Source organism: Streptosporangium amethystogenes (genome assembly GCF_000721075.1).
Taxonomy (GTDB): Bacteria; Actinomycetota; Actinomycetes; order Streptosporangiales; family Streptosporangiaceae; genus Streptosporangium; species Streptosporangium amethystogenes.
In genome coordinates this window covers 294,654-320,866 of the sequence record NZ_JOEQ01000001.1, presented here as the reverse complement: position 1 = coordinate 320,866, position 26,213 = coordinate 294,654, and the positions used below count along the sequence as shown (strand labels likewise).

Genomic DNA, 26,213 nt, shown 5'->3' with positions numbered 1-26,213 from the left:
CTGGAGGGAGATTCGGGGCGCGATCACCCGGAACGCCGTGCCGGGAGGTTCTTCAGGGCCTCGCGGCGGCTCAGGCCGCTGATGCCGGTGTGGTCGACGTAGCGGACGACCTCGTCGGGGTTGGTCTTGGCGTACTCGCGCAAGGCCCAGCCGATCGCCTTGCGGGCGAAGAAGTCGTTGTCCGACAGGCTCGGCTCGATGCAGGCGTACAGCAGGCCGGTGTCGGTGGCGGCCTTGAAGCGGTTCTGGGAGAGGATGGCCGTCCGGCGTTTCCACAGGTCGGTGCCCCGGGCCCAGCGGAGCATGAGGGGGCGCATGGTGTCGGGGAAGGCCGCGAGCAGGCCGCCGACGCGGTGGACGGCGAGGTCGTCGACGTAGTCCCACCAGGCTCCGGTGACGATCATCTCCTCGTACATCGGCAGCGCGTCGAGCGTCTGGAAGCCCCGGTAGAGCCGGAAGCCGGTCAGCTCGATCGCCGCGTAGCGCTCCTCGCGGTACTCGGCCCCGTGCCACAGGGCCAGCGTCGCCTCCCGCCAGGCGGGTGCCGTCTCCACGTAGTACTCGGTGAACACCCGCTTCAGCGCCGCGCGGCGAGGTGCGGCCTGCACCCCAAGGAAGGGCATCTCCGACTTCATGTAGGCCCGCATGACCGGGGCCTTGGCGGAGTCGGCCACCTCGGTGAGTGCCATGCGCACGGCCTTCTGCAGTATCTCCACGCTCGCCCACCACTTCCCGTTCGCTTCGCGGACGGCTTGATTCTCACAGGCCGTGTCGCTCTTCGCGCGAGGTTCCGCTCACGGGCGTCATGACCGGGGCCGGTCAATGTGGAGCCGGCGGTGCGCGGTGCGGCACCTCAGGCTCCAGCCTTCTGGCTGCTCCGCTCGCCGGTCGCCAGGCCGTCGAACAGGACGGTGATGTAGTGCTCGGCGAGACCCGTGGTGTTGAGGCGTCCTCCCGGGCGGAACCAGCGCACCGCCACCCAGATGGTGTCGCGGATCATGCGGTAGGTGAGCTTGGGATCGACGTCGGCGCGGAACAGGCCGGCGGCCTGGCCGAGCTTGATCTGCCCGACCCACATCCGCTCGACCTCGTCCTCGGCCTTGACCAGGTAGTCGAAGCGGTCGCCGGGGAGCGACTGCAGGTAGTTCCAGTCGTTCTGCATGACGGTGATCGCCGCGCGGTGGGGCTCCAGAGTGCTGAACCCGATGCGCACCATCTCTGAGAGGATCGTGCGGGCGTCGCCGTCCTGTTCCAGGGCGGCGCGGTAGCGGCCGACGAGGTCGTCGAGGAAGGTGGTCAGCACCTCGTCGACGATCGTCTCCTTGGAGTCGAAGTGGTGGTAGAGGCTTCCGGAGAGGATGCCGGCCTCCTCGGCGATCTCCCGGACGGTGGTCGCCTGGAAGCCCTTGCGGGCGAAGAGCTCGGCGGCGAGTTTGACGAGATGGTCGCGGCGCTCTGACGCGGAGCCGGATGCGGCCGCGCGCTTGGTCCCGCCCTGGCGCTTGACCGGGGTCGTGGTCGCGCCGCCGGAGTTCTTTCGCGTGTTCACCCCTCCATTATGAGCCCTTGCGCAATCGCTTGTTCACCGAAACGCGCCAGCTCATCCCGGCCCCTGTTTACAACCAAGCGCTTGCTACCCTTGTTGTCAGGTGAAGACCGAAGGGATCAGGTAATGACCGAGGCATACATCGTCGGCGCGGTCCGTACCCCGGTGGGCCGCAGGAACGGCGGTCTCGCCGACGCGCACCCCGCCGACCTGGGCGCCCACGCCATCCGCGAGCTCGTCGGGCGCACCGGCGTGGACCCCGAGGCCGTGGACGACGTCGTGTTCGGGTGCGTCGACACCGTCGGCCCGCAGGCCGGCGACATCGCCCGCACCTGCTGGCTGGCGGCCGGACTGCCCGAGGGGGTGCCCGGCGTCACCGTCGACCGCCAGTGCGGCTCCTCCCAGCAGGCGCTCCACTTCGCCGCCCAGGCGGTGCTGTCGGGCACCGCCGACCTGATCGTCGCCGGCGGCGTGCAGAACATGAGCCGGGTCCCGATCGGCTATGCCATGACCGCCGGGCAGGCGCTCGGTTTCGACAGCCCGTTCGCGGGCTCCAAGGGCTGGCAGGCCCGGTACGGCGGACAGGAGGTGTCGCAGTTCCGAGGCGCCGAAATGATCGCCGAAAAATGGGATATATCGCGACTTGAGATGGAGGAGTTCGCGTACGAGTCCCACCGGCGGGCGCTCGGCGCGATCGACGAGGGTCGCTTCGCCGCCGAGATCGTCCCCTACGAGGGCGTCTCCACCGACGAGGGGCCGCGCCGTGACACCAGTCTGGAGCGGATGGCCGGGCTCAAGCCCCTGGTCGAGGGGGGCAGGCTCACCGCCGCGCTCTCCTCGCAGATCTCCGACGGCGCGGCCGCGCTTCTCGTCGCCTCCGAGCGGGCGGTCAAGGCCCACGGCCTGACCCCGCGCGCCCGGATCCACCACATCTCCGCCCGTGGCGACGACCCCGTCATGATGCTCTCCGCGCCGATCCCCGCCACCGCGTACGCCCTGCGCAGGGCGGGTATGACGATCGGCGACATCGACGCCGTCGAGATCAACGAGGCGTTCGCCCCCGTCGTGCTGGCCTGGTTGAAGGAGACCGGCGCCGACCCCGGCCGGGTCAATCCCAACGGCGGCGCCATCGCCCTCGGCCACCCGCTCGGCGCGACCGGCGCCCGGCTGATGACCTCGCTCCTGCACGAGCTGGAGCGGACCGGCGGCCGGTACGGGTTGCAGACGATGTGCGAGGGCGGTGGCCAGGCCAATGTGACGATCATCGAACGGCTCTGACCGCCTCCGGAGAGGCCGCCCCACCCGGCGTCCCGCGGGCCACCGGGCGGCCGGAGCCGGGGGCCCGCGCCGCGGACTACCCGGCTGGGTTCGGGAGTTTCGCCACCTGGCGGCGCGCGGCCGGGGCCGGGGCCGCCAGGTAGGCCGTGCGGGGGGGGCGAGATCGGGCTCCTGCCGCCGGACGGCGCGCGGCCGGAGCCGGGAGCCCGCCGGCGCGGAGCGTGCGCGGCCGGGATCGCCGGTGAATCCGCCCTCTCCCACGGGAGATCTCCCTGGTGCCGGGCTTCGCGCCGGCCGCTCATCGACCCACCCTCGTCGAGCCCCGTAGACCTTTACCCGAAGGCCAATGGTCAGCCCACTAGCAATTAGGAAACTTTCCTATTAGATTTGCGGCAAGCCGTCGTGGGAGCGCTTTCCCCGGAGGTTCTGGACAACATGGGGTCTGCGCGCCTTCGGCATGGGACGCCGACCGGTCGTCGGGCGAGGAGTGGTGAATGAAGCGCGGCCCAGAGCTGCTCCGTCTGGCGGAGACCGTCGTCCTTCCGGGTTTCGAGGGCAAGGCCCCGCCCGACTGGGTGCGGCGCAGACTCGGTGAGGGGCTGGCCGGGGTGGTGCTCTTCTCCAGGAACATCGCCACCCCCTCCCAGGTCGCCGACCTCACCGCCGCGCTCCGCGAGGAGAACCCCCGGGTCCTCGTCGGCATCGACGAGGAGTCGGGCGAGGTCACCCGCCTGGAGGCGGTCGGCGGGAGCACCCGGCCGGGCAACTTCGCCCTCGGCGTGGTCGACGACACCGGTCTCACCGAGGAGATCGCCGCCGACCTCGGCCGTGACCTGGCCCTGGCGGGCGTCAACCTCAACTTCGCCCCCTCGGCGGATGTGAACTCCAACCCCGACAACCCGGTCATCGGCCTGCGCTCCTTCGGCGCGGACCCCGACCTCGTCGCCAGGCACACCGAGGCCTGGATCCGGGGCATGCAGTCGGCGGGCGTGGCGGCCTGCGCCAAGCACTTCCCCGGCCACGGCGACACCTCGGTCGACTCCCACCACGGCGTGCCGCTGGTCGCCGCCACCGCGGGGGAGCTGCGCGACGTGGCGCTGCGGCCCTTCCGCGCGGCCGTCGAGCAGGGGGTGCGCACGGTCATGACCGGCCACCTGCTCGTCTCCGCCCTGGACCCGGTGATGGCCGCCACGCTCAGCCGCCGGGTCCTGCACGACCTGCTCAGGGTCGAGCTGGGTTTCGAAGGCGTCATCGTCACCGACGGCATCGAGATGACCGCGGTCTCCGGCCCGTACGGCATCGGCGGTGCCTCGGCCCTCGCCGTCGCCGCGGGCGCCGACGCGATCTGCGTGGGCGGCGAGCACGCCGGAGAGGAGACCGCGCTCGCGGTCCGGGACGCGATCGCGGACGCCGTGATCGAGGGCAGGCTCTCCGAGGAACGGCTGGCCGACGCCGCCCGCCGGGTGCGTGAACTCGCCCTCTGGACCGCGACCGCCCACCGGGGCACGCCCGCGCGCGCCGCCTCCGGCGGTTCCGGCGACGCGTCGATCGGCCTGGCCGCGGCCCGGCGCGCGCTGCGGGTCACCCGCCGCTCGGCGACCGCGGCCTTCCCGCTGTCCGCCCCGCCGCACGTCGCCGAACTCGCCCCCGAGATGAACCTCGCCATCGAGAAGGACACTCCCTGGGGCGTCGGCGAGCCGCTCGGCAAGCTCCTCCCCGGCACCACGGTCACCCGGCTGGACGCCTCCACCGCCACCGGGAGCGCCATCGAGGCCGTACTCGCCACCGCGGCCGGACGCCCCCTGGTCATCGTCGTCCGCGACGCGCACCGCCACCCCTGGCAGACCGACGCGCTCCGGCACCTGCTGGCCGCCCGCTCCGACGCCGTCGTGGTCGAGATGGGCCTGCCCGGCCGCTCCGACCTCGGCGCCGTGCACATCGCCACCCATGGATCCGCCCGGGTCTGCGGTCAGGCGGCCGCCGAACTCCTCGCCGGGGACGAGAGCGCGACCTGACCGGCGGCGCGTCCCCGGCGTCGACGTACGGCGCGGGCGTCGCCCGGTTCCTCCCCGCGGAGGTGTACGGCGCGGTGATTCTGTCGGGGCGGGCTGCTTGAATCACCGGATGGATGTGGCACGGTTGCTGGCGGACCAGCGGGAGATCAACGGGGTCGATCTGGCGAGGTGCTCGCTCGGCGATCATCTGACCGGCGAGGGACCCTACGTCTTCAAGGAGTGCGACCTCACCGGCGCCGACTTCAGTGGAGCGTCGCTGGTGGGGGCCTCGTTCGAAGGATGCGTGCTGGAGCGGGCCGACTTCCGCCGTACGGATCTGGACGGGGCGCGTTTCTCCGGCGGCGGGGGAGCGGGGCTCAGGTTCGCGAACGCCGAGCTCGTCGACGCGGCCTTCACCGACGTCGACCTGTCGGGCGCGAACTTCGGGCGGGCACTGCTCACCGACGCCGTCTTCACCGGCTGCCGCATGATCGGCGCGGTGCTGACCGGCTGCCGGGGCATCGGCTACCGGTTCGACGGTTCCAACCTGATGCTGGCCGACCTGATCGGCTGCTCGTTCCGAGGCGCCCACCTGCGGGGCGTCCGTCTCGACGAGGCCAACCTGTCGAGCTGCGACTTCACCAATGCCGTGTTCGAGGACTGCCGCATGATCGGCGCCCGCACCGTCGACACGGTCTTCACCATGGCCGACCTGCGCGGTCTGGACCTCGGTGAGGTCGACGACACCCGGCTCCGGTCGCTGCGCGGAGCAATCATCAGCCCGTCCCAGGCCGCCCTGATCCTCGCCTCCCGAGGTCTCACCGTGAACTGACCCGATGACCGGGGCGCCGCGGAGGCACGCGGAACCCGGTCCGCCGATCCTGCTCGACCTGTCACGCCCACTCCGCCACATCGGCTCCGGCCCGGCCGGTTCACCGGGCCCGGCGCCGTCAGGACCGGGGCAGCCGGTCCAGGCGGTCCAGCACGGCGTGCGCCTCCCACATGATCCGGCCGATCAGCTCCGCGCAGGACGGCAGGTCGTCGATCAGCCCGACGACCTGCCCGGAGGCCATCACCCCGAGGTCCGCGCGGCCGTCCACCATGGCGGCCCGCAGCAGCATGGGGGTGTTGGCCGCCTGGAGCACCTGGGCCCAGGTCAGATCCCGGCCGTGCCGCATCCGGCGGCCCTCACGGATCATCGCCGCCCACGACATGCCGGACAGCCGCTTGAACCCGGCCCCGTTGGCGACCGCGCGGAGCAGCCGCAGGCGCGAGCGTTCCAGCGAGTCGACGAACGGGGTGCGCAGCACGCGGTGCGGCACGCCGTCCACCCGCGTGGTGACCACCGTCTCGGCGGTGCCGAGGTAGACCTTCTTCACCTCGTCGCCGACCGTGGAGTCCGAGGTCAGCAGGAAGCGGGTGCCCATCGCGACCCCGCAGGCGCCGTACGACAGAGCGGCGACCAGCCCGCGCCCGTCGCAGAATCCGCCTGCCGCGATCACCGGGATGTCCACCGCGTCCACGACCTGGGGGAGCAGCACGGTGGTGGGGACGGCCCCGGTGTGCCCGCCGCCCTCACCGCCCTGCACGATCACCGCGTCCACGCCCCAGGCGGCGACCTTCTCGGCGTGCCGGCGCGCGCCGACCGAGGGGATCGTCAGCACCCCGGCGTCCTTCAGCCGGGCGATCAGCTCGCGCTTGGGGGCCAGCGCGAACGACGCGACCCGTACGCCTTCGCGGATCATGACGTCGATCCGCTCGCGGGCATCGTCGGCGTCGGAGCGGATGTTCACCCCGAAGGGCGCGTCGGTGCGCTCCTTGACCGACCGGATCGCGGCGGTCATCTGCTCGACGGGCATGGTGGCCGCCGCGATGATCCCCAGACCTCCGGCGGCGGAGGTGGCGGCGGCCAGCCGGGCCCCGGCCACGTAGCCCATGCCGGTCTGCACGACGGGGTGGCGGCAGCCGACCATCTCGGTGAGCCGCGTCACCAGCCCCGGCGGCTCCTCCTCCGGTGCGGACGTGCCGGTCACGGCTTCTGGCGGGTCCGGGACGGGGCCGGAGTACGAGGTCATGGGAGTTCTCCTGACGGGCGGCCGGCGGTGAGGCGGGAGGCCCGCCCCATGGCGGGAATCCCCGGTTCCGGCGGTGGGGAGGAGGTCAGGCGGGGATCTCGCGGTCGCGGAGTGAGCCGGGGTCGAGGATCTCGCGCAGGACGCGGAGTTCCTCACCGGTCGGCTGCCGGGTCTCGGGGACGTCGCCGGTGACGGCCAGCGGGAAGCCGGTCGCCGACACGACCTCGTCCACGGTGACGCCCGGGTGGACCGAGGCCAGGCGCATCGAGTGGTCGGGGCTCTGGAAGTCCAGCACCGCCAGGTCGGTGACCACCCGGCGCAGGTCGTGGTGGCGGTGGGCGCTCGGCCCCGCCTCGGCCGCGCGGTCGTGGCCGATGCCGCTGACCATGTCCACCCGCGGTACGAACACCCGGGTCGAGTGCCGGGGGATCCAGTAGCTGGTCGGGCAGCACACCGTGTTGCCCGGCACCCCGCGCACGCCCAGGAGCTGGGACTTGGGCCGGGACCAGTCGCCGATGCAGGAGATGTTGCTGTTGCCGTACCGGTCGATCTGGCCGGCTCCCAGCATGACGTGCCGCCTGCCGTTGAGCACCAGCCACAGGTGGTCCCGGAACGGGAGCCACCCCTCGACGACCTCCGGGCTCTCTCCCAGGGCCGGTACGTCGCCGGTCAGCAGGCACACCCCGTCGTGCGTGATGAGGTCGGGCTCGAAGGTGAGCCGGGCCAGCCGGGCGGCCAGCACGGTGATCGCGCCGCCGATGCCCGCGGCCAGGATCTCCCCGTCCCCCCTGAACGCCTCGGCACAGGCGACGACGCACACCTCGGCTCGCGTGGCGACGGTCACGCTCATGACTCCTCCCGGAACTGGCGTACGGCTTCCTGGTAGGCGGCCTCGTCCCCGGACAGGTAGCGGCCGGTGAAGGCCCGCCACGTCTCGGGGCCGGTGGCGGCGCTCGCGTACGCCTTCTGGAACGCCTCGTCGCGACCGTAGTCGGGCTCGCAGGTGGTGAAGTGGGCGCCGCCGGGGGTCTCCACCACGCCGGTCACCATGGACCGGCTGATCAGCAGCGACTGGACCGGCCCCTCCTTGAGCAGATCGGCGGTGTCCACCACGCGCTCGCAGGAGACGTAGCAGCGCTCGGCCGCCTTGGCGTAGAGGTCGTCGAAGTAGGGGTCGGGACCGAGATACTGGGCGTTGCCGCGCTGGTCGGCCCGGTTGAGGTGGACGAGCGCGACGTCCAGGGTCAGCGCGGGGACGGCGACGAGCTCCTCGCCTCCGGCATAGGGCGACCGTACGGTCCGCAGTTCGGGGTTGACCCGCATCACGTCCGAGCCGAGCCCGGCGCGGGTCGGCAGGAACGGCAGCCGGTGCGCCGCCGCGAGCAGGCCGAACATGAACATGCTCTCGTCGTACTCGGTGAACTCCACGGTCCCGGTCTGCCTGGCGGTCCGGAAGTGCGGTTCGAGGGGGATCGAGTCGAGCGACACGAACGGGGCGACCACCCGGGCGACCTTGCCGTACGCGCAGAGCAGGCCGACGTCGGCACCGCCGTACGAGACGACCGTCAGGTCCTCCAGGGAGGACCGGCAGATCGCCCGGACCAGCGCCATCGGCTTGCGGCGCGAGCCCCAGCCGCCGATCCCGATCGTCATGCCGCTGTGCAACGACCCGACGACCTCCTCGACCGACATCACTTTGCTCACCGGTCGCCCACCACCCCTTCTCTCGTTGCGCGGATCGTTCCGTCTCTCGACCACCTGCCGGGCCCGTCACCTCTGCTTCGCTCCCCGCTCATCGACCGCCCACCTCCTTGTCCGCCGAGGAGGTCGGGGAGGCGCCCGGTTCCCGATCCGCCGAGCCGTTGTTCCTCGCGATGAACGCGTCGCGGTGCCTGTCGCCGGAGCCCATCAGGTTGAGCTCGAAGGTGAACCCCTGCTCGAACCGGTAGCTGCGCCTGACGTCGACCGGGTCGATGCCGTTCAGCGACTCCTTGGCCCGGCGGATGACGTACGGGTCCTTTCCGGCGATCTGGGCGGCGACCTCGAAGGCGGTCTCGCGCAGCCGGTCGCGGGGCACGACCTCCAGCACCGAGCCGAAGGCGTGCAGTTCGGCGGCGGTGACGGTGCGGCACGTGTAGACCATGGCCCGCATCAGATGCTGGGGGACCAGCCTGGCCAGGTGGGTGGCCGCGCCGAGCGCGCCCCGGTCCACCTCGGGCAGGCCGAAGTAGGCGTCGTCGGAGGCCACCACGATGTCGGCGTTGCCCGCCAGCCCGACCCCGCCACCGAGGCAGAACCCGTGCACGGCGGCGATCACCGGGACCTCGCACTCGTAGATCGCCGCGAACGCCGCGAAGCACCCGCGGTTGGCGCCGACCAGCGCGGCGTGCCCGGTGGTGGCCTGCATCTCCTTGACGTCCACCCCGGCGTTGAACCCTCGCCCCTCCGCGCGCAGCACCACGACGCGGGTCTCGGGCGCGTGCCCGGCCTCCTGGACGGCCTCGGCCAGCTCGAACCAGCCGGAGACGGGTAACGCGTTGACCGGTGGCACGTCCACTACGACCTCGGCGACCGCTCCGCCGCCGTGAAGGGTGATTCTCATCGCGCCTCACTGTTCGCACCTAACGCTTGCTTGGTACGGTAGCACGCGACGGTCGGCCGCAGGAGTGCGCCCGGTGGCATCCCGGTGGCCGGTTCGAGGCTCGGCCGGCCCACCTGGGACGGCGGCCGGTCTTCCGGGGACTCCCCGGGTGACCGCTTCGAGGACGAGGGCGAGGAGGCGAGCGCCGTGAACGCCAAGGGCGATGCGGATCGCACGGCCGGTGTGGACGGCGAGGCTCGTGGAACTGGCGGAGCCTCCGGCCGGGTCCGCTACGACCACACCGGATCGGTCGTGCTGGTGACCGGTGGCACCAGGGGGCTCGGCGCAGGCATAGCCGGTGCCTTCCTCGCCGCCGGGGCCGAGGTGGTGGTGTGCGCCCGGAGGAAACCCGAACCCTTGCCCGAGGGCCTGACGTTCGTCACGGCCGACGTGCGCGACGCGGCGGACGTGGACCGGCTGGTCGCCGAGGTCGAGGAGCGGTACGGAAGGCTCGACACGGTGGTCAACAACGCCGGCGGCTCACCGCAGGCGCTCCTGGCCGGAACCTCCCCGCGGCTGCACGCCCGGATCGTGGAACTCAACCTGATCGCCCCGCTACTGGTCGCCCAGCGCGCCCACCCCCTGCTCGCCACCTCCGGCGGCTCGGTCATCATGATCGGCAGCTCCAGCGGTACCCGCCCCTCCCCGGGCACCTCCGCGTACGGCGCGGCCAAGGCGGGCCTGCACCACCTGGCCGCCTGCCTGGCCGCCGAGTGGGCGCCGCGGGTGCGGGTCAACACGGTGGTCGTCGGCCTCGCCGAGACGGAGGACTCGGCGGACCACTACGGCGGTCCCGCGGGGGTCGCGCGGATGGGCGCCGCCGTTCCCGCGGGCCGGATGGCCCGTCCCGCCGACGTGGCCGAGGTGTGCCTGTGGCTGGCCGTCCCCGGCTACGTGACCGGCGCGGAGATCCTCGTACACGGCGGCGGGGAGATCCCCGCCTGGCGCCGGATCGCGTCTGGACACGACGGGTGAACAACCGGGAAACTCTGCATGATCACTCTGCATGATCACGACGAAAGGGGCCCAGGCATGGGCGGGATCTGTGACGGGCGCGTGGTGATCGTGACCGGTGCCGGGCGCGGCATCGGCAGGGAGCACGCCCTGGAGTTCGCCCGGCAGGGGGCCAGGGTCGTGGTCAACGACCTCGGCACCGGCCGCGAGGGGGACGGGCACTCTGGCGACCCGGCCCTGCGGGTGGTCGAGGAGATCCGCGCCCTGGGCGGCCGGGCCATCGCCAACAGCGACGACGTCACCGACTGGGACGGCGCCGACCGGCTGGTCAAGACGGCGATGAGCGCCTTCGGGCGGCTGGACACACTGGTGAACAACGCCGGTTTCGTCCGTGACCGGATGCTGGTCTCGATGACCGAGCAGGAGTGGGACGACGTGATCCGGGTCCACCTCAAGGGCCACTTCCTGCCGCTCCGGCACGCGGGCGCGCACTGGCGGGAACGCTCGAAGGCGGGTGACCCGGTGGACGCCCGAGTGATCAACACCTCCTCGGGGGCCGGACTGCTCGGCAGCGTCGCCCAGGGCAACTACTCCGCGGCCAAGGCCGGCATCGTCGCGCTCACCCAGGTCGCCGCCGCCGAACTCGGCCGCTACGGCGTCACGGTGAACGCGATCGCCCCGGCCGCCCGTACCCGGATGACCGAGGAGGTCTTCGCCACCATGATGGCCAGACCCGAGGACGGCTTCGACGCCATGGACCCGGCCAACATCGCCCCCCTGGTGACCTGGCTCGGATCGGCCGCCTCCGGGCACGTCACCGGCCGGGTCTTCGAGGTGGAGGGCGGTGTCATCTCGCTGGCCGACGGCTGGCGCCACGGCCCCCGTGTCGACCGGGGCGCCCGCTGGAACCCGGCCGACATCGGCGACGCGGTCGCCGAACTGCTCACCGAGACCCCCGACCCCGAGCCGGTCTACGGGGCATAGCCACCGATGATCACCTGAGGGTCGAGGACGGTCGCTTAGCCGTGGGTACGGTGCTCGGGGAGGCGCCTTCCCCGGGAGATCCGGGACGACGCTCCGCATCACAAGAGAAGGAGGACTCGGAGGCGGACTTCGCGCAGGCGTTGGAGATGCCGATCATCGGCCTGGAGGCGGCATCCAGAGGTGATGAACGTTCGGTGGCAGCGGAGACCGGATTCACACCCCCGGGTGGCCAGGGTTGAGCGGCCGTTTCTCACGTCCTGGCTCGAACGGCTGCACGACCTCGTCGAGTGCCCCGGTGAACTCGTGCGCGAGCCGGTCGAACGCCTCCCGGTCATACGTCCCAGGTGACCGGGAGGCTCTTGACCCCGTAGATGTCCGCGCTCTCCGGGCGCAGGGCGACCTCTTCAGCCGGTACGGCCAGGCGCAGGGTGGGGAAGCGGTTGAGCAGCGCGGGGAGCGCGACCCGCATCTCGACGCGGGCCAACTGCTGCCCCAGGCACAGGTGGATGCCGTGGCCGAAGGCCAGGTGCCCGCCGTCCTGCCTGCGCAGGTCGAGCACCTGGGGGTCGGTGAAGCGCTCGGGGTCGCGGTTGGCGGTGTTGTACGACAGGATGACCATCGAGCCGGCCCTGATGGTCCGGCCGCCCAGCTCGACGTCCTCCAGCGCCGTCCTCATGAACTGCTTGGCGACGCTCAGATACCGCAGCAGCTCCTCCATGGCCCCGTCGATGAGCGCGGGCTCGGTGCGCAGCGCGGCGAGTTGCTCCGGATTCCGCAGCAGGGCGAAGGTGCCCAGCGCGAGCATGTTCGCGGTGGTGTCGAACCCGGCCGAGAGCAGGATCAGGGCCATGCCCTTCAGCTCCTCGTCGGTCAGGTCGCTGTCGAGCAGGTCGCTGAGCACGTCGTCGGTGGGGTTGGCGCGCTTGGCGGCCACCAGCTCGGCGAGGTATTTCTGGGTCGCGATGTAGGCCGCGATCAGTTCCTCGTCGCCGACCTCCCCGCCGAGGAACGTGTCGATGTTCTCCTGGAAGGAGCCCCGGTCCTCGTACGGCACTCCCAGCAGCTCACAGATGATGATGGAGGGGATGGGCTTGGCGAACGCGGTCACCAGGTCCGCCGACGGCCCGGCCTGCTCCATCGCGTCCAGGTGCTCGGTGGTGACCTGCTCGACGCGCTCGGTGAGCTGGCGCATCCGCCGTACGGTGAACTTGCCCACCAGCGGTTTCCGATAGCGCCCGTGCTGCGGCTCGTCCATCAGCAGGAACTCGCCGGGCGGCGCCGGAGGCACCTCGATCTCGCCGAGGTCGACCAGCGGATGGTGGCGCATGAGCTCCCTGCGTGAGCTGAACCGCGGATCGGCCAGGACCGACCTGACCAGGTCGTAACCGGTGACCAGCCAGCCCTGGTGTCCGTCGGGGAAGGTGTAGCGGCTGATCGGGCCGTGCTCGCGGGCCTCGATCAGCTCCTTGGGCGGGTCGAAGGGACAGCCGGGCTGACGTGCGGTCGGCATCGTGGTGATGGTGTGTTCCATGGTCATTCCTCTCATCGGCCTGGGGCGAAGTCGCGATATTATGTGTTTGGTGTGACTTGAAAGCCGTGTCGCAGTATCGACACGGCTCTAGGCGGTCTTGCGGCGGTAGGTGTTCATGGCGAAGACGTAGGCGACGATGAGGATGCCGACACACCAGGCCAGGGCGATCCAGATGTCGGTGCCGACCGGCTGCTGTGCGAACAGGTGGCGGATGGCGTTGACGATGGAGGTCACCGGCTGGTGCTCGGCGAAGGCGCGCAGCGGGCCGGGCATGGTGTCGGTGGGCACGAAGGCCGAACTGAGGAACGGCAGGAAGATGAGCGGGTAGGAGAACGCGCTCGCGCCTTCCACGGTCTTGGCGGACAGGCCGGGGATGACGGCGATCCACGTCAGCGCCAGGGTGAACAGGATCAGGATGCCGGCGACCGCGAGCCACGCCGGCACTCCCGCCCCCGAGCGAAAACCCATGAGCAGGGCGACGAGCACGACGACCACGAGCGAGATCACATTGGCGATCAGCGAGGTCAGCACGTGCGCCCACAGCACCGACGAGCGTGCGGTCGGCATGGACTGGAAGCGCTCGAAGATGCCGCCCTTCATGTCCATGAACAGCCGGTACGCGGTGTAGGCGATGCCCGAGGCGACCGTGATGAGCAGGATGCCGGGCAGCTGGTAGTTCACATACGAATCCGATCCGGTGTTGATCGCGCCGCCGAACACGTAGACGAACATCAGCATCATGGCGATCGGCATGATCGCGGTGGTGATGATGGTGTCCGGGCTGCGCATGATGTGGCGCAGGGACCGTCCCAGCAGGACGGCGGTGTCGCCGAGGAAATGCTTGGTCATCGTTGTTCCTTACGCGTTCGTGCCGACATTGCGGTTCTTGCCGTTGTCACCGACGAGCGCGAGGAAGACTTCCTCAAGGGTCGGCTGCTTCTCGACGTACTCGACCTTGGCGGGCGGGAGCAGTCGCTTGAGCTCGGCCAGGGTGCCGTTCACGATGATCCGGCCCTCGTGCAGGATCGCGATCCGGTCGGCGAGGTGTTCGGCCTCGTCCAGATACTGCGTGGTGAGCAGCACCGTCGTACCCCGGGCGGCGAGTTCCTTGACGGCCTGCCACACCTCGATGCGTGCCTGGGGGTCGAGCCCGGTCGTCGGCTCGTCGAGGAAGATGACCGGCGGATCGCCGATGAGGCTCATCGCGATGTCCAGGCGGCGGCGCATGCCCCCCGAATACGTCGACGCCTTCCGCGCGCCCGCGTCGGTCAGTGAGAAACGGGCGAGCAGGTCATCGGCGATCCTGCCCGGGTTCTTGAGGTGCCGCAGCCGGGCGACCAGCACGAGGTTCTCCCGGCCGGTGAGGATCTCGTCGACGGCGGCGAACTGTCCGGTGAGGCTGATGGACTCCCGCACGTCCGCGGCCCGCGTGGCGACGTCGAAGCCGTTGACGCCGGCCGTGCCCGCGTCGGCCTTGAGCAGCGTGGACAGGATCTTCACGACCGTGGTCTTGCCCGCCCCGTTGGAGCCGAGCAGGGCGAAGATGCTGCCGCGCGCCACGTCGAAGTCCACGCCGCGCAGCACCCGCAGCTCCTTGTACGACTTCTCCAGGCCCTGCACGTGGATCGCGGGGCCCTGGACCTGATCGGCTGTCATCCGGATATCCGTTCTCTGTTTCGTCATGGCTTGTCACCCGTGGCGCGATCGATGGTGTTGCTCAGCCGGTTCCGCTCGCGGCTGATCCACGAACCCTTCGGGTAGTTCCGAAGGAACGCCTCGGCGAACTCCACCGGGTCTTCGCCGACGACTTCGCGGAGCGGGGTTCCGTTCGCCGCGCTCTGCTCGAAGAGATCGACGAGATCGTCCAGCATCGCCAGCAGGCTGTCCGAGTCCCCCGGCCCGAAGTAATGCATGTACCGCTGCAGCGCATCGATCGCCGTGTGATAGCTCGCCGGAAGCTGCTCCGTGCGTGCCTTGTACTGCCGGTAGCGCCTCTTGTCCTCAAGCGGCCCTATGACCAGCCCCAGGTACTTCTGGTAGCGACTCTTCGGCTCGTTCGACCCTGTGTTCATGGCTACTTGTCTCCTTCGCGGAGCTGTTCGAGCCGTTCTGTGAGGAAGCTCCAGGTCCTCCAGAACTCTTCGAGGTACTCCCGTCCCTGAGCGTTCAGGGAGAACACCTTGCGGGGCGGTCCCTTCTCGGACGGGACCTTCTCCACGTCGACGAGGCCGCGCTGCTCGATCCTGACCAGCAGCGCGTAGATGGTGCCCTCGGCGATGTCGGAGAAGCCCTGATCCCGCAGCCACGCCGTGATCTCGTAGCCGTACGCGGACCGGCCGGACAGGATCGCGAGGACGATGCCCTCCAGCGTTCCCTTGAGCATCTCCGTCATCTGCTTGCCCATGGAAACACCTCCCTTCAGCTACTCGGTGTTGCTGACTACCGGTACAAAGTAACACTGACTACTGGTACATAGCAAGACTGAATAGCCAAGATGCAAGCCGGGCCGTAAGCGTGTGGCCGTGGGAGACCTGATCACTGCTCGTGAGCGGGCCCGCCACCACTCCTCTGGGAGAAGACGGGCTTGCGTCAGACCACCGAAGACTTCAACCACCGGCTTTGCCGCGGCGTACCCGCAGCTCGATGACCGGCTCGGGCCCGCTGCGCACCGCGCCGGTCAGATTCAGCGTCGCCTCGCACCACGCGGTCCGCGGCGCGCCGTGCCGCTCGTTGATGGTGATCCGTTCGATGGCGGCACGTGGTCGGTGAAGCCGGCGATCGAAAGCTCCGGCGGGCTCACACTGCCCCTCGTCGGAGTGGCCCTCCGCCGCTACCTGTCGATGGGCGGCTGAAGTTCAGGTCGGCAGTTCAGCCGTGCTCTGCTGTTGCGGGCGCGGCCTCGGGGGATGTTCCGGCGCCCTCAGAGGCGGGAGCGTGAATATGCGGACCAGGGAGTTGGGTCAGGCGGTCGGCGCGGAGTGGGCGAAGCTGTGGTCGGTCCGTTCCACCTGGTGGTGCCTGGCCGGCGCGGTGGCGCTCATGGTGATGAGCGCGCTGATGCTGGGCGGGGCGACGGCCACGGACATGCTCCGCGCCGAGGGCGGCGGAACCCGCTTTCCGGCGAGCGAGCCGGTGATCTCGGCGACCTCGTTCGCCCAGTTCGCGCTGGCGATGCTGGTGATCACCTCGGAGTACGCGTCGGGCAGCATCCGGAGCACGTTGCAGGCCACGCCGATCCGCGGCCGGGTGATCGCCGCGAAGGCGCTGGTGGTGGGGCCGGTGATGTTCGCCGCCGGAGTGCTGTCCGGGGCCGTGGCCACCGCGGTCGTCTACGCGGTGCTGTCCGCCGACCTGTTCGGCGGCTATGTCGCGCTGCCGCCCGCCGAGGTCGCGCTCGACCTGCTGGGGGTCGGTGTCTTCTTCGCCCTGGTGTCGGTGATGACGCTCGGCGTGGGCACCGCGGTGCGCAGCGCGGCGGGCACCCTGACCGTGGTGTTCATGCTGCTGATGGGCCTGCCGCTGATGCTGATGATGACGGGCGTTTCGGCGGCGGTGGAGGTGTCCCTGCGCATGCCGTTGTTCGCCGACCTGGCCTTCATGGGCAGCACCGACAACCTGACCGGCGGCCCGATGCCCTACGGGGCGGGAGAAGGTCTGGCCTGGTTGCTGGCATGGACGGTGGCGGCGATGGCGGCAGGCCACGTCGTGCTGCGCCGGCGTGACGCCTAGACTTCGGGCCGTGTCAGGCAGCCGCATCGCGCGCACCCTGGTGGGGGTGCTCGCGGGCATGGTCCTCGGGGTCGTCGAGCTGGCCTTCCTCTGCCTGGCCTGGCCGGCCTCCCTGATCGCGGCCACCCGGCCCGCCGCCGACCGGGGCCTGGCCCGGCTGACGGCACTCGAACGGGCCCGGCTGGCCAGGTGGCTGGGCCACGACACGACGCGGACGGCCGGTGGCTACGGCTTTCTCGCCGCCCGCGCCGCCCTGGGTGTTCTGGGCGGGTACGGCTGCGCGGCGGGTCTGTTTCTTGGTGGCCTGCTCCTGTTCGGCGGACTGTGGGACCTGCTCTGGGGCGAGTCCGAGGCGGTACCGGTGAACCTGCCCGGGGTGAAGCTGGTCACCACCAGCGGGATCCTCGGGCTGACCGGCGCGGGGGCACTACTGGCCCTGGTGACACTCGGGGTCCTCGCCGTGGGAGCGGCCGAACGGCGGCTGGCCGACCACTTCCTCGGACCGGGAAGGCAGGAACTGATGCGCAGGCGCATCGCCGAACTGACCGCGACCCGCGCGGGCGTCATCCGGGCCGTCGACGACGAACGGCGCAGAATCGAGCGCGACCTGCACGACGGCGTGCAGCAGCGGGGGGTGGCGCTGGCCATGCTGCTCGGCCGCGCCCGGCACAGCCCCGACCAGGCCAGGACCGCCGAGCTGGTGGGCCAGGCCTACACCGAGTCGCGCCGGCTCCTCGACGAGCTACGCAGCGTGGCCTGGCGGATCTATCCGACCGCACTCGACGAACTGGGCCTGTGCGCCGCGCTCGCGGGCATCGCCGAACGGTCGAGCATGCCGGTGACCGTGCACTACGGGCTGGCCGACCGGCCCGTCTCCGAGGTCGAGACCGCCCTGTACTTCACCGCCCGCGAGGCGATCACCAACGCGATCAAGCACGCGGGAGCCCGTGACATCCTGGTCATGCTGACAGAGGACGAGCGGACGGTGAGCGTGGCGATCTCGGACGACGGCAGGGGCGGCGCGGACCCCTCGGGGGGAGGGCTCTCCGGGCTGGCCAGGCGAGTCCTGGCGCTCGACGGGGTGTTCACCGTCGACAGCCCGGAAGGCGGCCCCACCAGGATCGTCGCGACGCTGCCGAAGGACACGCCGTGCGACTGATCCTGGCCGACGACTCCGTGCTGCTCCGCGAGGGCCTGATCCGGCTGCTCACCGACGCCGGGCACGAGATCCTCGCCGCCGTCGGCGACGCGCGGGCGCTGCTCGACGCGATCCGGCGGCACCCACCGGACGTGGCCGTGATCGACGTGCGCATGCCTCCCACGCACACCGACGAGGGGCTGCGGGCGGCACTGGAGATCCGCGAGCACCGGCCGGACGTCGGGGTCCTCGTGCTGTCCCAGTACGTGGAGAAGACGTACGCGGCCACGCTCCTGGCGGGAAACACCGAAGGGCTGGGCTACCTGCTCAAGGACCGGGTCTCGGAGGTCGCCGACTTCCTGGACTCGCTGGAGCGGGTACGCGCCGGCGGCACGGTCTTCGACCCGGAGGTGGTCCGCCAGCTGCTCGCCCGCACCACCCACGCCGACCCGCTGAGCAGGCTGAGCCGGCGCGAGACGGAGGTGCTGCGACACCTCGCGCAGGGCTACGTCAACGCGGCGATCGCCGAACGCCTGCACGTGTCGCTCAGCACCGTCGAAAAGCACATCAACGCCATCATGGACAAGCTCGACCTACCCCGCGACCCCGGCTACAGCCGCAGGGTGCTGGCCATCCTGCGCTACCTCGACGACTGAAGGCTCCGCCGCTCCTTACGGCATCGACCCCGCAGACACGCGCTCCCTACGGGAGCAGCCGGAATACCGGAGAAAAGACACTGCCTCTACGCCGTCCGCGCCCACCTCCAGGAACTGGCGGGCGAGTACGCCGCCACGCGAGAGAACTACCGGCTGGCGGCCCGGCGCACCACGGGCCTCCCCGAACAGCGCCACCTGCGAGACAGGGCAGGCAGGCTTGCCCCTTTCCGCACGTCGTAGTGGTTGAAGATCGTGTCTGGTTGTGTTGATCTCGGCCGCTTGTCCCGGTATGACCTTGGGCTCGTTAGACAGCGTGCGCGGTGGAGCGGGCTTGGCCGGAGTAGTTGTTGGGCTCGTCGCCCTTTTCGCGAGTCTCCCGGCAGGCCCCCGGGGCCGCCGTGGGCTTAGCACCGACCCGGACGGGCACCGCCTCACCTGAGAAGGAGCACTCCGGGTTCGGCGGACGGGCCGGGGAAACGGGCTGAGCGCAAGGTCAGCGCCGCGCCCCGGCCCGCCCGGCAAGCGGCAAGGTCGCCGGTGCCAGGTGCAGGTGGTTTACAGTCCCTGCCGTCCGCGCCGGACGTCACCTGCCTGCGAGCACCGTCCCACCTCAGCGTTCGGGGGTCAGCGGGGGAGGCTTCCAGCCGGCGTCGATGGCGTCCAGATCGGGTGCGTACAGGCGCATGGTCAGCGTGAACGGGTCGGTGCCGACGGGCAGCCAGTTACTCGCCGGAATGTCAGAGCCGGGATTGTCGGGCTGAATGAAGATATCGGCGGAATCATCGGGGTTGAGGGTGATGGCCTCCTGGTGGCCGACGGCGTACTTCTCGGCGTCGTTGGGGATGAAGTAACCGTCGGTGTCGTAGGCGGTGATCGACCAGAAGGCGCCGACCGGCGGGAGCCCGCCGGGCTCGAAATGCAGCCGGAAGCGGGTGTCGGTGGCGGGGCTGGCCGTGCTGGGGTAGAGGGAATCCTCTGGCAGGTTGGCGCCCAGTCCACGCAGCGCGGTGGAGGCGCGCAGATCGTAGTCGGTGCCGTAGCTGCCGAGGTTGGGAGACGACAACCAGCCGTTGAGATTCACATCCGCGGGGTTGGTGTAGGCGTTGACGCGGGCCTCGCCGTCTTTCTTGGCCTGCTCCAGCAGATCGCTGTTCAGGTCCCCGACGGTGCCCCCGGGGGCGATACCGATAGAGGCCAGGCGCTCCATCATGTCCGGATCCTCAGGTGAGGCCGGGTTGGTGACCATCAGGGCACACAGCCGGTTGTAGAACGTCACCGCGTCCATGGCCGTCACCTGGGCGGGGGGCGGGGTTTCCAGGTCGATGTCGGGATCGAAGGTGCCTGGGGGCGGGACGTAGGTGCCGGGTGAGGACCAGGCACTGAGCGGGATCAGCCGCATGTCGTCCTGCAGCGCGTGCACGTTGTCCAGTTCAGCTTCGTCGCCGAGGGCCTTCAGTTCGGTGCGGCCCACGATCCAGACGGTGTTGGTCGGCATCGACAGCGGTGTGGTATCGGCCGGGGCGTCGCCGTTCCAGCCGGGGCCGGACAGCAGGAAGGCGGCGGGGGTGTCGGTGATGGTCTGGCCGGGGTTGTGCAGGGTGTTGGACCAGGCGTCCATGATCTGCATCAGCCAGTACCTCGGACGCTCCGTGTCGTCGTCCCGCTCCTTGGCTTGCATGTCAGGCAGGGACAGCACGATCGGCTCGGTGGTCAGGTCGAGCCAGGCGAAGGAGTAAAGGGTGTCCTGGTTGGTGCGCACCACTGTGCGGTCTTCCGGGGCGGGCAGATCGCGGACGTGGACGAACTGGTTAATGGGGGCGTGTTCGTCTTTGTGGTCGGGATCAATGTTGGTATCGATGGCCTTGGTGATGTCCATCAAGACCAGCGGATAACCGAAGACGTAGGCGTCGGTGGCAATCGCAAGAACCTGATCGTCGGGCAGGGGCATGCCGAGCTGTCCTTTCCGTCCGGCTCCGCCCTCTGGTCGTCAAGGCCCGCATCACCTTCGGCCCGGCAGCACTCCGCCGGCAGGGCACATGTCTTCCAGAGCGGAGCAGAAGCGAATGATCGCTTCAATCTTTCATCGTCACCACACCGGCGGCCATGACCCTGGCGTGACCGGATGCGGCCACCCCTACCGAGGCGGCCGGAGTACGCGAGAAAAGACACCGCGGCCGGGTGTTCCCGCTGGTCGGTGGCGTCAGTGGGGTGCGGCGAGGTGTTCAATGACGGCGGCGATTACCTCGCTGCCGGGCCCGGTGTTCGGAGCGGGCGGGAAATTCTCGCGGTCCGGTACCGCAAGAACGCGGCACCCGCTCCGACTCCATGGTGAACGGCGCCTTCGAGGGCGCCACCAGACCATTGAAGGAGACGACGTTGAAGTTCATGTTGATCATGCACAACAACCCGCAGATCTGGGACGCGCTGACCGAGGAGGAGCGCAACGAGGTGATGAGCGGCCACGGCCCGTTCATGGAGACCATCAAGAAGTCCGGGGAGATGATCGGCACCACCGCGCTGGCCGACCCGTCGCAGAGCGCCGTGGTCAGGGTCCGGGGCGGCGTCCCGGCGGTGACCGACGGGCCCTACCTTGAGGCCAAGGAGTACCTCGGCGGCTACTACCTGGTGGAATGCGACAGCCGGGAGCGCGCCCTGGAGCTGGCCGCGCTCATCCCGGACGCCGGCATCGAGGGCCTGGGCATCGAGGTGCGGCCGGTGCTCTTCGCGGGCACGGCCGACGACTGAGCACGCGGTGAAGTTCCTGCTGAGTCTCTACCTGAGCGCCGCGGCCCTACCCTGGGGAGGGCTCGACCATGAGGAGTTCCTGGCCACGGCCGGGCAGGCAGGGGAACTGATCAGTGCTCACGTGTTCGCCGATCCGTCCCTCGGCGCCGTCGTACGGGCTCGGGACGGCGTGGTGACCGTGACCGAGGGGCCGTACCCGCAGACCCCGGATCATGTCGTCGGCCAGTACGTGGTCGACTGCGAAAGCCGGGAACGCGCCGTGGAACTGGCCGCCCTGATACCGAGTGGTCAGGTCGGCGGCGTGGAGGTGCGGCCGCTGATGGACTCGGCCGGGATGGAGATGTGAGCACGACCGAACGCCTCGGGGACCTGCTGCGCGAACTCGCGCCGCAGGTCCTCGGCGTGCTCCTGCGCCGCTACGGCGGATTCGAGGAGTGTGAGGACGCGGTCCAGGAGGCGATGCTCGCCGCGGCGACGCGGTGGCCCGCCGACGGCGTTCCGGACAGCCCGCGTGCCTGGCTGGTCACCGTCGCCTCCCGCCGCCTGGTCGACCAGGTACGCAGCGAGCAGGCGCGCCGCCGCCGGGAGGTCAGCGCGGCGGTGCGGGAGGCACCGGACGCCGCCGTCGCGCCGGCGCCCGGCGAGGAAGGCCCGGGCGGCCGGGACGACACGCTCGCGCTGCTGTTCCTGTGCTGTCACCCGGCGCTGACGCCCGCCTCCCAGGTGGCGCTCACCCTGCGTGCCGTCGGCGGGCTCACCACCGCCGAGGTGGCGCGGGCGTTCCTCGTGCCGGAGGCCACCATGGCGCCGCGGATCAGCCGTGCCAAGCAGCGGATCAAAGCCGTCGGCGCCTCGTTCGAGATGCCGGGCGACCAGGAGCGGGCCGAACGGCTGGACGCCCTCCTGCACGTGCTCTACCTGGTCTTCAACGAGGGCTACATCGCCAGCTCCGGGCCCGACCTGCACCGCGGCGAGCTCACCGCAGAGGCGATCCGGCTCACCCGGACGGTGCACCGGTCCCTGCCGGATGACGGTGAGGTCGCCGGGCTGCTGGCACTGATGCTGCTGACCGACGCCCGTCGCGCGGCCCGCACCGGCCCGGACGGCGCCCTGGTGCCACTGGCCGAGCAGGACCGGAACCGATGGGACGCCGCCCTGATCGAAGAGGGCACCGCGCTGGTCACCGGCGCCATGTCCTCCTCACCCCTCGGCCCCTACCATCTCCAGGCGGCGATCGCCGCGTTGCACGTCCAGGCGCCGCGAGCCGAGGACACCGACTGGGAACAGATCCGCATCCTGTACGCGATCCTCGGCCGGATCGCGCCGAACCCGATGGTCACCCTCAATCACGCCGTCGCGGTCGCGATGACCCGAGGGCCCCAGGCCGGACTCGACATGCTGGAAAGCCTGGACGGCGACCCCCGGATCGCCCGCCACCACCGCCTCCACGCCGTCCGCGCCCACCTCCAGGAACTGGCCGGCGAGCACGCCGCCGCACGGGAGAACTACCGGCTGGCGGCCCGGCGCACCACGAGCCTCCCCGAACAGCGCTACCTGCGGGACAGGGCAGAAAAGCTGGAGCGATAGCAACCGGCGAGAACGCGCCTGGTGGCACCCAGTGACCGCCCCCGCTGTGCGGAAGATCACCGCACTACGTGTCAGGCCCGTCCCCTGGTCGCCGCCGACGCCTCTACGCCGTCCGCGCCAAAAACGCAGCCCGCCGAGGCCGACGTTGCCGGTTGCCGTATCCGAACGCGGCACTCCACTGACGGTGACGAATGCTTCCCACCGAGGTCTGAATCACGGGGAAGAAAGGGGATCGCGTCCTGACGGCTGACCGATCGCGAGCTGAAACCAGACGGCCCCGCCCACTTCGTCGTCGTGATCGGCGCCCCAGGCGCGGGCCAGGCGGTCCACCCAGCTCAGGCCGCGCCCGCTGAGGCTGTCGTCGTCGGTCGTCCGGATCGCCGGAACACTGGTCGCCGAGCCGCCGTCGATCACCTCAACGTGGATCAGGCCGCCACCCAGGCCCACCCGGACCGTCACCAGCCCGCCGGGCCTGGCCGAGTCGCTGTGCAGGACGGCGTTGGTGACGACCTCGCTGACCAGCAGTTCGAGCGTTTCCAGCGTCTCGGCGGTCGCGTGGCCGTCCAGGACCTCCAGCACCCACCTGCGAGCGGCCCCCGCCGACTGCGCGATGCCCGGAAAGTCCCGCCGACCCACGATCCGAAGCCCGTCCCAGCGCTTGATCACCGCCTCCGTCGCGCTGGAGCCGTCCTGTCCCCGCGCGCTCACGCGGCCACCGCCGACGCGATCATGTCGGCCGCGTTGTTCGCCTCGGCCCAGATCCAGTCCCGTCGCCAGGTCACCGACCACCAGGGCCGCCAGACGAAGACCCAGCCACAGGCCCGGCGGGCGACCTGGATCCGGACCCGAACCCCGGTCGAAGACATGATCTCCAACACCGGCGCTCCGCTGACGGGAACGACCACTGAGGTGGCCACCCCAAGAACCCGCAGGTCCCAGCCGAGCCGTACGAGGTGGATGTACTGCACTTGCTGCGGATCACGCACTCGCCCCGGTATCTCCATCACCCCACCGATTATGTAGTCGTTCGATTACACTCCGATAAGCTACCTCGGGTCGTATGTTCTTGGTAGTTACCTAAGGAAGTTTCCAAAGATAGTTTTCAGACGTAAGACCTCCAGGAAGGTGCGGCCATGGCTGCCGACACAAGTCCCACCGTCCGCAGGCGTCGCCTGGCGTCAGAGCTGCGCCGGTTGCGCATCGAGCGCGGCCTGTCCATGCAGGAGGTGGCCGAACGCATGGATCTGGCGGCGGCCTCGGTCAGCCGGATCGAGACGGGCCGCCGGGGCATCCGACCGCGCGACCTCCGCGCGTTTCTCGACATGTACGAGGTCCCCGAGGCCGACAGAGAGTCGCTGATGGCCCTGTCCAGGGAGGCGCGGCAACGAGGCTGGTGGCAGAACTACGGGGACGTGCTACCCGGCGAGTACGCGACGCTCATCGGCCTCGAAGCCGAGGCGACATCCGTCAGGACCTACCAGCAGACGCTGGTCCCCGGTCTGTTGCAGACAGCGGACTACGCGCGGGCGGTTGTCGCGGCCACTCGCCCCGGAGACACGCCAGAGGAGATCGAACGCAGGGTCTCCGTGCGGATGGAGCGTCAGAAGCGGCTCGCGGACGACAACCCGCTGGAACTATCCGTAGTTCTCGGGGAGGGAGTGGTGCGTCAGCACGTGGGAACAGCCGAGATCATTGCCAGTCAGCTCAAGCACCTCGCCGAAGTCGGCCAGCGGCCCAACATCATGATTCAGATTCTCCCCTACCGAGCCGGAGCGCATCAGGCGATGACCGGATCGTTTAACATCGTGGGTTTTCCTGCTCCGAGCGACCTGGACGTCATCTATCTGGAGAACATGTCCAGCGGGCTGTACCTGGAGGACAGCGCCGACGTTCGACGCTACGTCGCGGTGTTCGACTACCTCAGAGCAGCGGCACTCAGCCCGGGGGACACAACGGTTATGCTGATGAACGCGTCAAACAACCTGGTGTGAGTGTCCAGCGGAAGGGCCGTGCGATGTCCAACCCGGTAGACCTGACCAAAGCCGCGTGGCGGAAGAGTTCGCTCAGCGGAGGCAATGGAGACTGCGTAGAAGTCGCAGACCTGGGCGATGCAGTAGCAGTCCGGGACTCCAAGGACCCCGAAGGCCCCAAGCTCGTCTTCGCCCGTAACACCTGGGCGGCATTCGTGGCAGACCTGAAAAACGGCGCGTAGACCGCGGCGCAACCAGCATTTCACAGTGGGATGGGGGAGCCGGTCTCGGTGACTTCACCATTCTGTCGGTTAGCGCTAGTGCTGTGTCACGATCCGTTGCCATCTATGACCGAGACACGCTCGCCGCTTTTCTCGTCGAGGATCGATCGTCCTGCTAGAGGGGCCTTCAGGGGCAGGTCCACCTTCAACGGGTAGCCCACCAAGGTGGTGACTTCCTGTTCCCAAGGAAAGACGGGCGCGCAGTTATTGCGCATCTGAATACCGATGATCACTTGAGAGGTGAATTCCTCTACCTTTTTCTCCACCACCTCGTAACAGGAAGTGCCGTCGGCCTTGGGAGGCCCTATGGTCATCTCTGCGGTGATTGTCAGCTCATCGGCTGAGACTGTCGCGACAGCGATCTGATCCCAGTAGGCTTGCCTGCCACATGCCCCTAGAGCCAGCGTCTGACATGCTAAGACGAAGACGAGGCCGGCTTTTCTCAGAGCAGAGGCGGGCGTGCAAGGCATGTCCATTAACTGATTTTCCGTTTCTTGATGTCACCGCCAAACACCCCGATGACGTCGTGGATGTCGGTGAATCCATGTCTGCATGGGAAGACAAAGGGGCTCTTCGATGTTGAGGGGGATGTTCCTCCTTCAACATCGAAGAGCCGAGAAAGCAAGCCGTAGCCGAACGCCCCATTTGGCCACATGAAGACAACGGAAGCCCGAGGTTGGGGTATGTGCCGGCCGATATCTATTTTCCGATGTTCCAAGCGCTCCCGTTGCACAGCAGCGGGCCGTATGTATAGGTCTTCCCGCTTTCGATACCGGTAGCGACCAGCCGGCCACCTTCTTTCGGCTCGAAATCTCGGCACATATCCTCAGGAAGACCCATGCTCCTGCTCTCTCCTGGCGCGATGGTGATAGAAGAAAGAGCATTGGATTTGCTTTTTATCGTAACGGTCTCCGCAGTGTGGTTGGAGATGTGGAATTGTTCACCGTCACGAGGGATGCACGCACCGAGTAGAACTGTGGAGCTCATCGCCAAAACCGCCGAACGCAGAAGGGCCAGCATCGGGAATGCGCTGCGGCGTGTGTTCATGACGGCCTCTCTGGCCTTGTTTCCAATATTCACTGATGGTGTCCGCTGGTCCGTTCC

General features: G+C 69.6%; 30 protein-coding genes. 14 read left to right on the top strand and 16 right to left on the bottom strand.

Annotated features, from left to right (window positions below; genetic code table 11):
• Window positions 1-23: 23 nt before the first annotated feature.
• Together IG98_RS0101450 and IG98_RS0101445 are read right to left on the bottom strand one after the other, a co-directional pair.
• Window positions 24-716, bottom strand: coding sequence for a DNA alkylation repair protein (locus IG98_RS0101450; RefSeq protein ID WP_245651361.1), 693 nt, complete (start codon window positions 714-716; stop codon window positions 24-26).
• 137 nt (window positions 717-853) lie between these two features.
• A complete protein-coding gene (locus IG98_RS0101445; RefSeq protein ID WP_030904297.1) occupies window positions 854-1,549 on the bottom strand; it encodes a TetR/AcrR family transcriptional regulator in 696 nt (231 codons plus the stop codon).
• Between the two features lie 123 nt (window positions 1,550-1,672).
• Between IG98_RS0101445 and IG98_RS0101440 the strand changes: the two genes are divergently transcribed.
• The 3 genes from IG98_RS0101440 to IG98_RS0101430 all read left to right on the top strand — a co-directional run bounded on the left by IG98_RS0101440 (window position 1,673) and on the right by IG98_RS0101430 (window position 5,650).
• Entirely contained in the window at window positions 1,673-2,824 is a 1,152-nt protein-coding gene (locus IG98_RS0101440) for an acetyl-CoA C-acetyltransferase (protein WP_030904295.1), read from the top strand.
• A gap of 494 nt (window positions 2,825-3,318) precedes the next feature.
• Complete coding sequence (locus IG98_RS0101435; RefSeq protein ID WP_030904293.1) at window positions 3,319-4,839, top strand: glycoside hydrolase family 3 protein; 1,521 nt, start codon at window positions 3,319-3,321, stop codon at window positions 4,837-4,839.
• A gap of 109 nt (window positions 4,840-4,948) precedes the next feature.
• Window positions 4,949-5,650 (top strand): pentapeptide repeat-containing protein, encoded by a 702-nt coding sequence (locus IG98_RS0101430; protein WP_051751338.1) that lies wholly within the window; start codon window positions 4,949-4,951, stop codon window positions 5,648-5,650.
• A 118-nt stretch (window positions 5,651-5,768) separates the two neighbouring features.
• Here IG98_RS0101430 and IG98_RS0101425 read toward each other — a convergent pair whose 3' ends face one another.
• The 4 genes from IG98_RS0101425 to IG98_RS0101410 form a co-directional block, all read right to left on the bottom strand.
• Window positions 5,769-6,893, bottom strand: a complete 1,125-nt coding sequence (locus IG98_RS0101425; RefSeq protein WP_084195063.1) for an NAD(P)H-dependent flavin oxidoreductase — start codon at window positions 6,891-6,893, stop codon at window positions 5,769-5,771.
• Window positions 6,894-6,978: 85 nt separating this feature from the next.
• Window positions 6,979-7,743, bottom strand: a complete 765-nt coding sequence (locus IG98_RS0101420; RefSeq protein WP_030904288.1) for a CoA-transferase subunit beta — start codon at window positions 7,741-7,743, stop codon at window positions 6,979-6,981.
• On the bottom strand, window positions 7,740-8,585 hold the full coding sequence (locus IG98_RS0101415; protein WP_030904284.1) for a CoA transferase subunit A: 846 nt from the start codon (window positions 8,583-8,585) through the stop codon (window positions 7,740-7,742). Before IG98_RS0101415 ends, IG98_RS0101420 begins: the two co-directional genes overlap by 4 nt.
• 100 nt (window positions 8,586-8,685) lie before the next feature.
• The gene (locus IG98_RS0101410; RefSeq protein WP_084195062.1) at window positions 8,686-9,495 is read right to left on the bottom strand and encodes an enoyl-CoA hydratase family protein; all 810 of its coding nucleotides are present in this window, start codon (window positions 9,493-9,495) and stop codon (window positions 8,686-8,688) included.
• 84 nt (window positions 9,496-9,579) lie between these two features.
• Between IG98_RS0101410 and IG98_RS0101405 the strand changes: the two genes are divergently transcribed.
• Both IG98_RS0101405 and IG98_RS0101400 read left to right on the top strand, forming a co-directional pair.
• Window positions 9,580-10,509, top strand: a complete 930-nt coding sequence (locus IG98_RS0101405) for an SDR family oxidoreductase (protein WP_281178409.1) — start codon at window positions 9,580-9,582, stop codon at window positions 10,507-10,509.
• Window positions 10,510-10,566: 57 nt separating this feature from the next.
• On the top strand, window positions 10,567-11,472 hold the full coding sequence (locus IG98_RS0101400) for an SDR family oxidoreductase (RefSeq protein ID WP_030904278.1): 906 nt from the start codon (window positions 10,567-10,569) through the stop codon (window positions 11,470-11,472).
• Window positions 11,473-11,803: 331 nt separating this feature from the next.
• Here IG98_RS0101400 and IG98_RS0101395 read toward each other — a convergent pair whose 3' ends face one another.
• From IG98_RS0101395 to IG98_RS0101375, 5 genes are all read right to left on the bottom strand, one after another.
• Window positions 11,804-13,003 carry a cytochrome P450 gene (locus tag IG98_RS0101395; RefSeq protein ID WP_245651360.1) on the bottom strand — a complete coding sequence of 400 codons (1,200 nt, stop codon included), beginning with the start codon at window positions 13,001-13,003 and terminating at the stop codon, window positions 11,804-11,806.
• 87 nt (window positions 13,004-13,090) lie between these two features.
• Window positions 13,091-13,852 carry an ABC transporter permease gene (locus IG98_RS0101390; protein WP_030904275.1) on the bottom strand — a complete coding sequence of 254 codons (762 nt, stop codon included), beginning with the start codon at window positions 13,850-13,852 and terminating at the stop codon, window positions 13,091-13,093.
• A gap of 9 nt (window positions 13,853-13,861) precedes the next feature.
• Window positions 13,862-14,659: an ABC transporter ATP-binding protein gene (locus IG98_RS0101385; RefSeq protein ID WP_030904273.1), complete on the bottom strand. Its 798-nt coding sequence runs from the start codon at window positions 14,657-14,659 to the stop codon at window positions 13,862-13,864.
• Between the two features lie 23 nt (window positions 14,660-14,682).
• On the bottom strand, window positions 14,683-15,075 hold the full coding sequence (locus IG98_RS0101380) for a DUF1048 domain-containing protein (RefSeq protein WP_030904271.1): 393 nt from the start codon (window positions 15,073-15,075) through the stop codon (window positions 14,683-14,685).
• A gap of 2 nt (window positions 15,076-15,077) precedes the next feature.
• Entirely contained in the window at window positions 15,078-15,407 is a 330-nt protein-coding gene (locus tag IG98_RS0101375) for a PadR family transcriptional regulator (protein ID WP_030904269.1), read from the bottom strand.
• Between the two features lie 118 nt (window positions 15,408-15,525).
• On the opposite strand from IG98_RS0101375, the gene IG98_RS50050 reads away from it, so the two are divergent.
• The 4 genes from IG98_RS50050 (at window position 15,526) to IG98_RS0101355 (ending at window position 18,526) form a co-directional block, all read left to right on the top strand.
• Complete coding sequence (locus tag IG98_RS50050) at window positions 15,526-15,855, top strand: hypothetical protein (RefSeq protein ID WP_157594100.1); 330 nt, start codon at window positions 15,526-15,528, stop codon at window positions 15,853-15,855.
• Window positions 15,856-15,937: 82 nt separating this feature from the next.
• Window positions 15,938-16,732 carry an ABC transporter permease gene (locus IG98_RS0101365; protein WP_157594098.1) on the top strand — a complete coding sequence of 265 codons (795 nt, stop codon included), beginning with the start codon at window positions 15,938-15,940 and terminating at the stop codon, window positions 16,730-16,732.
• A 10-nt stretch (window positions 16,733-16,742) separates the two neighbouring features.
• Entirely contained in the window at window positions 16,743-17,891 is a 1,149-nt protein-coding gene (locus IG98_RS0101360; RefSeq protein WP_030904265.1) for a sensor histidine kinase, read from the top strand.
• Complete coding sequence (locus IG98_RS0101355; protein ID WP_030904263.1) at window positions 17,882-18,526, top strand: response regulator; 645 nt, start codon at window positions 17,882-17,884, stop codon at window positions 18,524-18,526. The genes IG98_RS0101360 and IG98_RS0101355 overlap by 10 nt, the downstream gene beginning before the upstream one ends.
• A gap of 610 nt (window positions 18,527-19,136) precedes the next feature.
• Here IG98_RS0101355 and IG98_RS0101350 read toward each other — a convergent pair.
• Window positions 19,137-20,474 (bottom strand): DUF1254 domain-containing protein, encoded by a 1,338-nt coding sequence (locus IG98_RS0101350; protein ID WP_030904261.1) that lies wholly within the window; start codon window positions 20,472-20,474, stop codon window positions 19,137-19,139.
• A 437-nt stretch (window positions 20,475-20,911) separates the two neighbouring features.
• Here IG98_RS0101350 and IG98_RS0101345 point away from each other — a divergent pair, with 437 nt between their 5' ends.
• From IG98_RS0101345 to IG98_RS0101335, 3 genes are read left to right on the top strand one after another with little or no spacing between them, the layout of a single operon-like run.
• Window positions 20,912-21,271 (top strand): YciI family protein, encoded by a 360-nt coding sequence (locus IG98_RS0101345; protein ID WP_245651367.1) that lies wholly within the window; start codon window positions 20,912-20,914, stop codon window positions 21,269-21,271.
• Window positions 21,272-21,278: 7 nt separating this feature from the next.
• Complete coding sequence (locus IG98_RS0101340; protein WP_030904257.1) at window positions 21,279-21,617, top strand: YciI family protein; 339 nt, start codon at window positions 21,279-21,281, stop codon at window positions 21,615-21,617.
• The gene (locus IG98_RS0101335; RefSeq protein WP_030904255.1) at window positions 21,614-22,858 is read left to right on the top strand and encodes an RNA polymerase sigma factor; all 1,245 of its coding nucleotides are present in this window, start codon (window positions 21,614-21,616) and stop codon (window positions 22,856-22,858) included. The genes IG98_RS0101340 and IG98_RS0101335 overlap by 4 nt, the downstream gene beginning before the upstream one ends.
• Window positions 22,859-23,071: 213 nt before the next feature.
• Here the strand turns inward: IG98_RS0101335 and IG98_RS0101330 are convergent, their stop codons facing one another.
• Both IG98_RS0101330 and IG98_RS50045 read right to left on the bottom strand, forming a co-directional pair.
• Window positions 23,072-23,566 (bottom strand): ATP-binding protein, encoded by a 495-nt coding sequence (locus IG98_RS0101330; RefSeq protein WP_051751333.1) that lies wholly within the window; start codon window positions 23,564-23,566, stop codon window positions 23,072-23,074.
• Window positions 23,563-23,844, bottom strand: a complete 282-nt coding sequence (locus IG98_RS50045; RefSeq protein WP_245651359.1) for a hypothetical protein — start codon at window positions 23,842-23,844, stop codon at window positions 23,563-23,565. Before IG98_RS50045 ends, IG98_RS0101330 begins: the two co-directional genes overlap by 4 nt.
• Window positions 23,845-23,991: 147 nt before the next feature.
• Between IG98_RS50045 and IG98_RS0101320 the strand changes: the two genes are divergently transcribed.
• Entirely contained in the window at window positions 23,992-24,849 is an 858-nt protein-coding gene (locus tag IG98_RS0101320) for a helix-turn-helix domain-containing protein (RefSeq protein ID WP_030904250.1), read from the top strand.
• A 23-nt stretch (window positions 24,850-24,872) separates the two neighbouring features.
• Window positions 24,873-25,070, top strand: a complete 198-nt coding sequence (locus tag IG98_RS48295) for a DUF397 domain-containing protein (RefSeq protein ID WP_084195071.1) — start codon at window positions 24,873-24,875, stop codon at window positions 25,068-25,070.
• Between the two features lie 86 nt (window positions 25,071-25,156).
• Here IG98_RS48295 and IG98_RS0101315 read toward each other — a convergent pair whose 3' ends face one another.
• Window positions 25,157-25,585 carry a hypothetical protein gene (locus tag IG98_RS0101315; RefSeq protein WP_030904248.1) on the bottom strand — a complete coding sequence of 143 codons (429 nt, stop codon included), beginning with the start codon at window positions 25,583-25,585 and terminating at the stop codon, window positions 25,157-25,159.
• A gap of 223 nt (window positions 25,586-25,808) precedes the next feature.
• Entirely contained in the window at window positions 25,809-26,156 is a 348-nt protein-coding gene (locus tag IG98_RS50040) for a hypothetical protein (RefSeq protein ID WP_157594097.1), read from the bottom strand.
• Window positions 26,157-26,213: the final 57 nt, after the last annotated feature.

Bases quoted from the DNA above. Each gene is read 5' to 3' on its own strand.
- IG98_RS0101440 (WP_030904295.1), top strand. From the start codon at position 1,673: ATGACCGAGGCATACATCGTCGGCGCGGTCCGTACCCCGGTGGGCCGC.
- IG98_RS0101435 (WP_030904293.1), top strand. From the start codon at position 3,319: ATGAAGCGCGGCCCAGAGCTGCTCCGTCTGGCGGAGACCGTCGTCCTT.
- IG98_RS0101430 (WP_051751338.1), top strand. From the start codon at position 4,949: ATGGATGTGGCACGGTTGCTGGCGGACCAGCGGGAGATCAACGGGGTC.
- IG98_RS0101425 (WP_084195063.1), bottom strand. From the start codon at position 6,893: ATGACCTCGTACTCCGGCCCCGTCCCGGACCCGCCAGAAGCCGTGACC.
- IG98_RS0101420 (WP_030904288.1), bottom strand. From the start codon at position 7,743: ATGAGCGTGACCGTCGCCACGCGAGCCGAGGTGTGCGTCGTCGCCTGT.
- IG98_RS0101415 (WP_030904284.1), bottom strand. From the start codon at position 8,585: ATGTCGGTCGAGGAGGTCGTCGGGTCGTTGCACAGCGGCATGACGATC.
- IG98_RS0101410 (WP_084195062.1), bottom strand. From the start codon at position 9,495: ATGAGAATCACCCTTCACGGCGGCGGAGCGGTCGCCGAGGTCGTAGTG.
- IG98_RS0101400 (WP_030904278.1), top strand. From the start codon at position 10,567: ATGGGCGGGATCTGTGACGGGCGCGTGGTGATCGTGACCGGTGCCGGG.
- IG98_RS0101395 (WP_245651360.1), bottom strand. From the start codon at position 13,003: ATGGAACACACCATCACCACGATGCCGACCGCACGTCAGCCCGGCTGT.
- IG98_RS0101390 (WP_030904275.1), bottom strand. From the start codon at position 13,852: ATGACCAAGCATTTCCTCGGCGACACCGCCGTCCTGCTGGGACGGTCC.
- IG98_RS0101385 (WP_030904273.1), bottom strand. From the start codon at position 14,659: ATGACAGCCGATCAGGTCCAGGGCCCCGCGATCCACGTGCAGGGCCTG.
- IG98_RS0101380 (WP_030904271.1), bottom strand. From the start codon at position 15,075: ATGAACACAGGGTCGAACGAGCCGAAGAGTCGCTACCAGAAGTACCTG.
- IG98_RS0101375 (WP_030904269.1), bottom strand. From the start codon at position 15,407: ATGGGCAAGCAGATGACGGAGATGCTCAAGGGAACGCTGGAGGGCATC.
- IG98_RS0101350 (WP_030904261.1), bottom strand. From the start codon at position 20,474: ATGCCCCTGCCCGACGATCAGGTTCTTGCGATTGCCACCGACGCCTAC.
- IG98_RS0101345 (WP_245651367.1), top strand. From the start codon at position 20,912: ATGTTGATCATGCACAACAACCCGCAGATCTGGGACGCGCTGACCGAG.
- IG98_RS0101320 (WP_030904250.1), top strand. From the start codon at position 23,992: ATGGCTGCCGACACAAGTCCCACCGTCCGCAGGCGTCGCCTGGCGTCA.
- IG98_RS48295 (WP_084195071.1), top strand. From the start codon at position 24,873: ATGTCCAACCCGGTAGACCTGACCAAAGCCGCGTGGCGGAAGAGTTCG.
- IG98_RS0101315 (WP_030904248.1), bottom strand. From the start codon at position 25,585: ATGGACATGCCTTGCACGCCCGCCTCTGCTCTGAGAAAAGCCGGCCTC.
- IG98_RS50040 (WP_157594097.1), bottom strand. From the start codon at position 26,156: ATGAACACACGCCGCAGCGCATTCCCGATGCTGGCCCTTCTGCGTTCG.